Below are 4,411 nucleotides of genomic sequence, written 5' to 3'. Positions count from 1 at the left end.
CTCGCGCGTTCGGCGAGCCTCGGCGAGCAGCTCGCCGACCTCGTAGTTGAGCGCCGGCACGGGCGACTTGTGCCCGAGGGGGTGGAACGCGCGGGCCGTGGACTCGCCCGAGTGGTACGCGGTCTCGGCGTGGATCACGAGGTCGACGCCGGTCTCCTCCGCGTCCTTCGACACGCGGAAGCCCATGGTCGCCTTGATCGCATAACCCACTGCCAGCGAGATCGCGAACGAGTATCCGAGCACAGCGACGGTCCCGAGCGCCTGCTTGCCGAGGAGGTCGAAGCCGCCGCCGTAGAAGAGGCCCTGGCCCGGAACGGGCGCGCCGGGGCTGGCCGCGAGGCCGATGAAGAGCGTTCCGACGATGCCGCCCACGAGGTGGACGCCCACCACGTCGAGCGAATCGTCGTAGCCGAACTTGTACTTGAGGCCCACCGCGAGCGAGCACACGGTCCCGGCCACGAGACCGAGGACGATCGACCAGAGCGGCGAGAGGGAAGCGCACGACGGCGTGATGGCCACGAGGCCTGCGACCGCACCGGACGCCGCACCGAACGAGGTCGCGTGACCGTCGCGGATCCGCTCGACGACGAGCCAGCTCAGGATCGCGGCACACGGCGCGACGAGCGTGTTGATCCACGCGAACGCCGCCTCCCCGTTGGCGGCGAGGGCGGAGCCCGCGTTGAAGCCGAACCAGCCGAACCACAGGAGGCCGCAGCCCAGCATGACGAGCGGGAGGTTGTGGGGGCGGTGGTTCGGGTCCTTGCCGAAGCCGAGGCGCTTGCCGAGCACGAGGGCGAGCGCGAGGCCCGCCGCACCGGCATTCACCTCAACCGCTGTGCCGCCCGCGAAGTCGATGAGGCCCAAGTGGTTGAGCCAGCCGCCAATGAACGTGCCGTTCGGGTCCTTGTTCGCGTCGAAAACCCAATGCGCCACCGGGAAGTACACGAGCACGGCCCAGACGCCTGCGAAGACCAGCCACGAGCCGAACTTCGCGCGGTCCGCGATCGAGCCTGAGACAAGGGCGACCGTCACGGTCGCGAAAACGCCCTGGAAGCCCACGAACACGAGCTCGGGGATCGTGCCGACCAGCGGGATGTCCTTGCCCGTCGAGAGGAGGTTCTCGAGGCCGAAATCCTGGAACGGGTTCCCCACGAGGCCGCCGAACGCGTCCGCTCCGAACGACATCGAGTAGCCGAAGAGCACCCACAGGACCCCGACGAGCGCGAGCGCGCCGAAGCTCATCATCATCATGTTGAGCATCGACTTCACACGGGTCATGCCGCCGTAGAAGATCGCGAGTCCGGGCGACATGAGCAGCACGAGGGCCGCTGAGATGAGTACCCAGGCGGTGTCGCCAGCGTTCATTGGGGGCTTGCCTTCCGAGGGGCTTCGACTTCTCTCCCGGCCCGGCCGCCCGTCGGTTTCCCGCCGGCCCTCGGGGCCACTCGGAACAGACTCCCCCGCCCGTGTTTCGCGCTTCGGGCGCCCATGTAACTCGGAAGTTACAACATTGCCACCGACGTTAAGAGCGCGTCTCGGGCGTGTTAACGGGATGTTTCATCCGCTTGTTTTCGGGGTTTTCGAGGCGCCTCCCGATCCCTGTGAGTATCTGTGCCCGAAACAAACAGACGACGGCGGGTGGTTACCCGCCGTCGTCTGCCTGCCCTGGCTGTCCGGCCCTGGGCCTGTGGTGCGTGGGTCAGATTGCCGCTGACCCGCGCTCGCCGGTCCGAACCCTGATCGCCTCGTGCACGTCGACCGTCCAGACCTTGCCGTCGCCGGCCCGGCCCGTGTTCGCCGTCGTGATGATGACGTCCAGGATGTCGTCGGTCTGCTCGTCCGTCGCAAGGATCTCGACCCGGATCTTGGGAAGAAGATCCACGCTGTACTCGGCGCCGCGGTACACCTCGGTGTAGCCGCGCTGCTGGCCGTAGCCGCTCGCCGTGCTGACGGTCAGGCCTTGGACCCCGTAGGACTCGAGACCCTCCCTGATGGCATCAAGCTTCTCGGGCCGGACGATCGCGGTGATGAGCTTCATGAAGTGACCTTCCCTGACTTTGCGGATTCGCTGAGCAGATCATCTGCGTTGAAGCTTGCGATTTCCTCCGTGGCTGCCTTCCCGCCGAGCGGGTGGAAGGCGTTGCCGGAGTTCGAGGAGTACGCCGTCTCGGCGTGGATCGCGATGTCGACGCCGGCCTCCTCCGCCTCGGTCGTGACGCGGAACCCGATGGTCACCTTGATGAGCAGGGCGATGAGGAGCGAGACGACGAACGAGTAGCCGAGGACCACGAAGGCGCCGAGGGCCTGCTTGCCGAGCTGATCGAAGCCGCCGCCGTAGAAGAGACCGGTACCGGCGGACGGGGCACCCGGACCGGCCGCGAGGCCGATGAAGAGCGTGCCGACGACGCCGCCGACCATGTGGACGCCCACGACGTCGAGCGAGTCGTCATAGCCGAACTTGTACTTGAGCCCGACCGCGAGGGCGCAGATCGCACCGGCGAGGACGCCGAGGACGATGGCCCACAGCGGGGAGATGGCGGCACAGGCCGGGGTGATCGCGACGAGGCCGGCGACCGCACCGGACGCCGCACCGAGGGACGTCGCGTGGCCGTCGCGGATCTTCTCCACGAGGAGCCAGCCGAGGACCGCAGCACACGGGGCCACGAGGGTGTTGATCCACGCGAACGCGGCGACGCCGTTGGCGGCGAGGGCGGAACCCGCGTTGAAGCCGAACCAGCCGAACCACAGGAGGCCGGCGCCGAGCATCACGAACGGGAGGTTGTGCGGGCGGTGGTTCGGGTCCTTGCCGAAGCCCTTGCGGCGGCCGAGGACGAGCGCGAGGGCGAGGCCCGCCGCACCGGCGTTGATGTGGACCGCGGTACCACCGGCGAAGTCGATCACGCCGAGGCCGTTGAGCCAGCCGCCGATGAAGTTGCCGTTCGCGTCCTTGTTGGAGTCGAAGACCCAGTGCGCGACCGGGAAGTAGACGAGAACCGCGAAGAGGCCGGCGAAGACCATCCACGAACCGAACTTCGAGCGGTCCGCGATCGAGCCGGAGATGAGGGCGACGGTGATGATCGCGAACACTGCCTGGAAGCCCACGAAGGCGAGCTCGGGGATCGTGCCGGAGATCGGCATGTCCTTGCCGGTCGAGAGGACGCCGTGGAGTCCGAACTTGTCGAAGTTGCCGACGAGGCCGCCGAACCAGTCATCGCCGAACGACATCGAGTAGCCGAAGAGAACCCATAGCACGCCGACGAGGGCGATCGCGCCGAAGCTCATCATCATCATGTTCAGAACGGACTTGGCGCGCGTCATACCGCCGTAGAAGAACGCGAGCCCGGGCGTCATGAGCAGCACGAGTGCTGCCGAAGCGAGCACCCAAGCGGTGTCGCCAGCACTGAATGTGGGCATGGGGGTTGCCTTTCAAGGGGGTGGGACGGATCTTTCTGGTCAGTTCCCGCCGCTGCCCCGGCGGACCTCCTGACCACTGAGAAAAGATTGCCGCCCGGGTGTTTCAACCGCTCGCGACCCAAATTGCTCGCGTGTTACAACTTCATCCCGCGAGTTAAGGGCTCGTCACCGGCACGTTAACGCCATGTTTCGTAGGGTTGTGGCATGCCCCGTTCCCCCTTCGGCGCCCTCGCGCGTGTCACGGGCCCCCGCGTCGCGATGCCTCGCGATGTGTGGGTCCTCGTCGTCGCGGCGTTCGCCATCGCGATCGGCTTCGGCCTGGTGGCGCCCGTGCTTCCCCAGTTCGCCACGAGCTTCGGAGTGGGGGCGACGGCGGCGTCCGTGATCGTGAGCGCGTTCGCACTGACCCGGCTCGTGCTCGCCCCGACCGCCGGGGCGCTCGTGGACCGCTGGGGCGAGCGGCCCGTCTATGTGACGGGAGTGCTCACCGTCGCGGTCTTCACCGGGGCGTGCGCGTTCGCCGCCGACTACTGGCAGCTCCTCCTCTTCCGCGGGCTCGCGGGCATCGGCTCGACGATGTTCACGATCTCAGCGTCGGGGCTCATCGTGCGGCTCGCGCCGCCCGAGGCGCGGGGGCGCGTGAGTGGCCTCTACGCGTCGTCGTTCCTCCTGGGCAACATCGCCGGCCCGCTCGTGGGCGGGCTGCTTGCGGGCCTGGGCCTCCGGGTCCCGTTCCTGGTCTACGCGGGCACGCTCGTCGTCGCGGCGTCCGTGGTCGGCTTCCTGCTGGGGCGCGAGCGCGCCGCGGCTCCTCGGCTCACCCTTCCGTCCCTCGCGCTCTCGGAGGCCCTGGCGGACGCGCCGTACCGGGCCGCGCTCGTCTCAAACTTCGCCAACGGCTGGGCGACGTTCGGAATCCGCATGGCCCTCGTACCCCTCTTCGCCGCGGCGGCCCTCCACGCGTCCCCGAGCGCGGCGGGACTCGCGCTGACCCTGT

Annotated in this window: 4 protein-coding genes; 1 reads left to right on the top strand and 3 read right to left on the bottom strand. The window is 68.3% G+C overall.

The genetic code is table 11. The features are described from left to right. From ACLN58_RS18520 to ACLN58_RS18510, 3 genes are all read right to left on the bottom strand, one after another. On the bottom strand, positions 1–1,365 hold a 1,365-nt coding region (locus ACLN58_RS18520; protein ID WP_415856712.1), incomplete at its 3' end, for an ammonium transporter. A 334-nt stretch (positions 1,366–1,699) separates the two neighbouring features. Beyond that, on the bottom strand, positions 1,700–2,038 hold the full coding sequence (locus tag ACLN58_RS18515; RefSeq protein ID WP_136611358.1) for a P-II family nitrogen regulator: 339 nt from the start codon (positions 2,036–2,038) through the stop codon (positions 1,700–1,702). Continuing rightward, a complete protein-coding gene (locus ACLN58_RS18510; protein WP_415856711.1) occupies positions 2,035–3,414 on the bottom strand; it encodes an ammonium transporter in 1,380 nt (459 codons plus the stop codon). Before ACLN58_RS18510 ends, ACLN58_RS18515 begins: the two co-directional genes overlap by 4 nt. Before the next feature lie 204 nt (positions 3,415–3,618). Between ACLN58_RS18510 and ACLN58_RS18505 the strand changes: the two genes are divergently transcribed. After that, on the top strand, positions 3,619–4,411 hold a 793-nt coding region (locus ACLN58_RS18505; RefSeq protein ID WP_415856710.1), incomplete at its 3' end, for an MFS transporter.

The sequence above is a fragment of the Sinomonas sp. G460-2 genome (assembly GCF_047759905.1).
Classification (GTDB): Bacteria; Actinomycetota; Actinomycetes; order Actinomycetales; family Micrococcaceae; genus Sinomonas.
This window is presented reverse-complemented; position numbering and strand designations above follow the sequence as displayed.

Excerpts from the sequence above, each read along its gene's own strand:
- ACLN58_RS18515 (WP_136611358.1), bottom strand. The coding sequence starts at position 2,038 with ATGAAGCTCATCACCGCGATCGTCCGGCCCGAGAAGCTTGATGCCATC.
- ACLN58_RS18510 (WP_415856711.1), bottom strand. The coding sequence starts at position 3,414 with ATGCCCACATTCAGTGCTGGCGACACCGCTTGGGTGCTCGCTTCGGCA.